Origin of the sequence: Microcystis sp. LE18-22.4A (assembly GCF_027531105.1) — a bacterium.
GTDB classification, from domain to species: Bacteria; Cyanobacteriota; Cyanobacteriia; order Cyanobacteriales; family Microcystaceae; genus Microcystis; species Microcystis aeruginosa.
On sequence record NZ_JAPZRB010000048.1, the window covers coordinates 1 to 4,222 of the forward strand.

Sequence of the window (4,222 nt, forward strand, 5' to 3'; positions counted from 1 at the left end):
GCTAAATAGATTTGTTTGTCTTTAAATTTAAAGGCTGATTTGGTAAATTCGGCACTTCCTCCCTGATGTTTTTTCTTAAAGTTAGGATACTTAGTACGACCAGCAAAGAAATTGGTAAAAGCTGTTTGTAGGTGTCTTAACCCTTGTTGTAAGGGTACACAGCTTACCTCATTGAGAAAGTCTAATTCTTCTTGCTTTTTCCACTCGGTCAACATTGAAGAAGTTTCAGTATATCCTACTCTTTCTTGTCTTTCGTACCATGCTTGTGTTCGTTCGTGGAGAGCTTTATTGTAAACTAATCTTACACAGCCCAATGTGCGCCGCAATAGCGACTCTTGTTCTGGTGTGGGGTAAAATCGAAACGAATAGGCTTTTTCCATACCTCACGTTTTAGCATATATTTCGTAAATGTGCTAATATTTAACAGTAAAGCCGTCGTAGAACGACGGGGTTTCAGACCCAAAATTTCCGATGATTAAAGCTATTTCCGACCTCCAGGGATTCCGAGGTCTCATTCTGCCGATCATCGTCGGTGCGCTCAGTGCTACTATTGGTGCGGTGATTACCGTAGCGGCAAAAATTTTGTTGATCGGCAATAGTCCCTGATCGAGATAAGATTAATTCTCGTGGTGATAGGGAGGACATTTGTGAATAAACTAAGCATTCTGGTTCTGCACGGGCCGAATTTAAACCTATTGGGGAAAAGAGAGCCGAATCTCTACGGTAACGTCAATTTAGAGGCGATTAACCGGTTTTTAAACGAAGAAGCTACCCGTTTAGGGGTGAATTTAACCGCACACCAGTCCAATCAGGAAGGGCAATTAGTGGACTGGATTCAGCAAGCATGGGGTCAGCAGGACGGTATTTTGATTAATGCGGGAGCTTATACTCACACCAGTATCGCCATCCGCGACGCACTATTAGGCACAAAAATGGCCTGTGTGGAAGTACACTTAAGCAATATTTACAAACGCGAGTCTTTTCGTCATCATTCCTACATTGCCGATATAGCCATCGGACAGATTAGCGGTTTTGGGGCCGAAAGTTATCGCCTAGGATTATGGGCATTAGTCGATTATTTGCAAAAGAATAGAGAAGGCTAATTAGGGCTTGCTCAATAAATCTAAAAACCTTGTTGGGTAAGACTTTTAGACTTTTTGGAAACCAAAAAGTACCGTATCCCGGAGTGATCGGGTGGAAAATTCCGGGACTTTTTCCCTGAAAATTAGGTAATTGACCCCCTCAAAATCTCTAAAACCCTACACCCTACACCCTACACCCTACACCCTGCCCCCACCGAAAAACTTTTTGCCGCAAACCCTAATTAGGCAAGGGATTCTCCCACTTCTAAGAGGGGACAAAAGGGAAAATAGGGGGAAACCGTCCAACGATAGAATTTTTTGCTGCTGGTGGACTGAAGATTAAAACGCAGGGAAACAAAGGGGAAAAAGGGAGATACGGAACAATTCCAACTGAAAGCCGGCTTAGAAGTGCTATTATCGCCCTGGAAAGACCAAGCAGGGTATTGAAAAACCTCCCGGACGAGGGATTTTCCTTCATCGCTAACTTGGGCGCAGCTGCGACTAATGCCCGAAACCAAACAGAGACTATTACTGACACAATTATCATTAGAAGCCACGATCAAGAGAGCTTCCCCGGTGGTGGTTAGTTCAAAAGCGATAAAATCTCCAGCTTGCCAACGACTAAGGACTTGTCCCTGGGCATTCTGGTAGATAGCGCTGCAGTTTTCGGGATCGAGAAGACGATTACTATCGGGATCTAAGTAACCGCAAACCCTTCCCATCAGACGAGTTCCATCCTGAAACCCATACACCCAATCAAAGGTATCGATGTGAGCGGCCCCTTGATTGCTTTTGTTGACCAATAGTAATCGATCGCTGACCACGGTTATTAATTCTCTATAAAACTAAGTAGTCGTGCAAAATTAATTTCTTGGTTAGGATAGGCAGTCATGCAAAAGGCAAAAGACAAGAGATAGTGAGATATGTGTAATTAATTTTGCCTAGGGACTTAAGCTTCCCTTAATAACAAAGGTATCACTAAATACCAATTTCCCAACGAAAAGATTTATTAAGTTTAACTTCTCGTCCCTCTGGGAGAGTGAACTGGTCAGCTTAAATCAAGGCCAAAACCTGCTATCTTATGGGGAGACAAAAATTATCTAGATCTTGTTTTAGCGAGTGGTAGTAAGGGCATGGCGTACAAGCGGGTATTATTAAAACTGAGTGGGGAGGCTTTGATGGGCAATCTCGGCTATGGGATCGACCCGATGGTGGTTTCCGCTATCGCCCAGGAAATCTCCGAAGTGGTTGCTCAAGGCATCCAATTGGCGATCGTGGTCGGTGGGGGCAATATTTTTCGCGGGGTGAAAGCCGCCTCGGCCGGCATGGATCGGGCCACGGCCGATTATATTGGTATGATAGCAACAGTCATGAACGCTATGACCTTGCAGGATGCCCTAGAACGAGCGCAAGTACCGACTAGGGTATTAACGGCGATTGCCATGCAGGAATTAGCTGAACCCTACATCCGCCGGCGAGCAATCCGTCATCTGGAAAAAGGTCGGGTGGTGGTTTTCGGTGCGGGATCGGGTAATCCTTTCTTTACCACCGATACCACGGCGGCCCTGCGCGCTGCCGAAATCGACGCGGAAGTGGTGTTTAAAGCGACGAAAGTGGATGGAGTTTATGATTCCGATCCCTCCCATAACCCTAACGCGCGACGCTTTCAAAGTCTTACCTACGGTCATGTGCTGACTCATGATCTGCGGGTGATGGACGGAACTGCGATCGCTCTGTGCAAGGAAAATAATATCCCGATAGTCGTTTTCGATCTGTCGGTGACAGGTAATATTGTTCGCGCTGTCAAAGGTGAACCCGTTGGAACATTGGTAGGAGGATTCTGTGAAGTTAGCTGAAGTTCAAGACCAGATGCAGAAAACCGTCGAATCAACCCAGAGAGCTTTTAATACGATTCGTACCGGCCGGGCAAATGCTTCTCTTTTAGATCGGATCGTGGTGGAGTATTATGGCATGGAAACTCCCCTCAAGTCCCTAGCGACCATTAGCACTCCCGACGCGACCACGATCGCGATTCAACCCTTCGATCGTACCAGTATGGGGGCGATCGAAAAGGCGATTTCTCTCTCGGACGTGGGTTTAACCCCCAGTAATGACGGTCAGACCATTCGTTTGAATATCCCTCCCCTCACTAGCGATCGCCGCAAGGAATTGGTCAAATTAGCGGCGAAATTGGCCGAAGAAGGAAAGGTGGCTATCCGCAATATTCGCCGGGATGCGATCGATGCTATCCGTAAACGGGAAAAAGGTCACGAAATTTCTGAGGATGAATCCAGGGATTTACAGGATCAAGTGCAGAAATCCACCGATAAATTTATCGCCAAAATCGAGGATTTATTAACGACAAAAGAAAAAGATATCATGACCGTTTAAGTTTTTTTCTCCTCATGGATAGAACAGGCTTTTTGTCTGTTCTATTTAGCTTTTTATCCCTATTTAAAAGGTATAGGGGAGTGAGAAGGTTTGGGGGTGAAGTCTTTCCGTATCGCGGCATCTCAGGTTCTACCATTTTCTTTATTCGTGGCAGGCATCCTACTCCCCCTCTCCCACCCCCGCCTTGGGGGCAAGGGTAATTAACCATCTCTGCCATTACTTGAGAAAATTTCTTCTTTCTGCTAGTTGATTGATCATAATAGCCGTACATTTTAGATCATGAGGAATCACTAAACAAGAATTTTTTTCTGGTAATAATTGTTAAAATTGAGGCAGTTTTAAAGCATCATTAGGACGGGTATTATACTAAATACGGTTATTAAAAACTGATTATTTATCCCCCCCTTTTGCCTGTCCTTATAAGTAGCATTATGCTCAACGGATTTAGTATTATTGGTTGCTATGCGCGGAGATAGGAGTCGTCAATCAGCCCAAAAAACTTTGGGGCCAGTTTACCCAGTGTTTACCGACAATATGCTGTTGTTTACACAGACTTTTGGGAGTCCTATAAGACAGTAATTCCTAGTAAACGTCATCGACCGCTCGGAAAAGAAACTGGTCAAACTAATCCTATTGAAAGATTAAATAATACCTTTCGACAAAGGATTTCTCGGCTGGTGAGAGAGAGTCTATCTTTCTCTAAAAAAATGGAGAATCACGTTGGGGAACCCTTTGGTATTTTATCCATG

6 protein-coding genes and 1 pseudogene are annotated in these 4,222 nt (G+C 44.7%); 5 read left to right on the forward strand and 2 right to left on the reverse strand.

Annotated elements, in window-relative coordinates:
* On the reverse strand, window positions 1-380 hold a 380-nt coding region (locus O9295_RS02135), incomplete at its 3' end, for an RNA-guided endonuclease InsQ/TnpB family protein (RefSeq protein ID WP_288031305.1).
* 91 nt (window positions 381-471) lie between these two features.
* Between O9295_RS02135 and O9295_RS02140 the strand changes: the two genes are divergently transcribed.
* Both O9295_RS02140 and aroQ read left to right on the forward strand, forming a co-directional pair.
* Window positions 472-606, forward strand: coding sequence for a hypothetical protein (locus O9295_RS02140; RefSeq protein WP_288031306.1), 135 nt, complete (start codon window positions 472-474; stop codon window positions 604-606).
* Between the two features lie 41 nt (window positions 607-647).
* Window positions 648-1,103: a type II 3-dehydroquinate dehydratase gene (aroQ, locus tag O9295_RS02145; protein WP_288031309.1), complete on the forward strand. Its 456-nt coding sequence runs from the start codon at window positions 648-650 to the stop codon at window positions 1,101-1,103.
* A 221-nt stretch (window positions 1,104-1,324) separates the two neighbouring features.
* Here the strand turns inward: aroQ and O9295_RS02150 are convergent, their stop codons facing one another.
* Window positions 1,325-1,906, reverse strand: coding sequence for an FHA domain-containing protein (locus O9295_RS02150; protein ID WP_287694650.1), 582 nt, complete (start codon window positions 1,904-1,906; stop codon window positions 1,325-1,327).
* Window positions 1,907-2,215: 309 nt separating this feature from the next.
* Between O9295_RS02150 and pyrH the strand changes: the two genes are divergently transcribed.
* From pyrH to O9295_RS02165, 3 genes and pseudogenes are all read left to right on the forward strand, one after another.
* The gene (gene pyrH, locus O9295_RS02155; protein WP_002800489.1) at window positions 2,216-2,938 is read left to right on the forward strand and encodes a UMP kinase; all 723 of its coding nucleotides are present in this window, start codon (window positions 2,216-2,218) and stop codon (window positions 2,936-2,938) included.
* 13 nt (window positions 2,939-2,951) lie between these two features.
* Window positions 2,952-3,473, forward strand: a complete 522-nt coding sequence (gene frr, locus O9295_RS02160; protein WP_228021067.1) for a ribosome recycling factor — start codon at window positions 2,952-2,954, stop codon at window positions 3,471-3,473.
* 468 nt (window positions 3,474-3,941) lie between these two features.
* Window positions 3,942-4,222 (forward strand): annotated as a pseudogene (locus O9295_RS02165) (IS1 family transposase); the annotation flags it as partial.

What these genes read in the sequence shown, in the direction of transcription:
- O9295_RS02140 (WP_288031306.1), top strand. Translation starts at nt 472, where the DNA reads ATGATTAAAGCTATTTCCGACCTCCAGGGATTCCGAGGTCTCATTCTG.
- pyrH (WP_002800489.1), top strand. Translation starts at nt 2,216, where the DNA reads ATGGCGTACAAGCGGGTATTATTAAAACTGAGTGGGGAGGCTTTGATG.
- frr (WP_228021067.1), top strand. Translation starts at nt 2,952, where the DNA reads ATGCAGAAAACCGTCGAATCAACCCAGAGAGCTTTTAATACGATTCGT.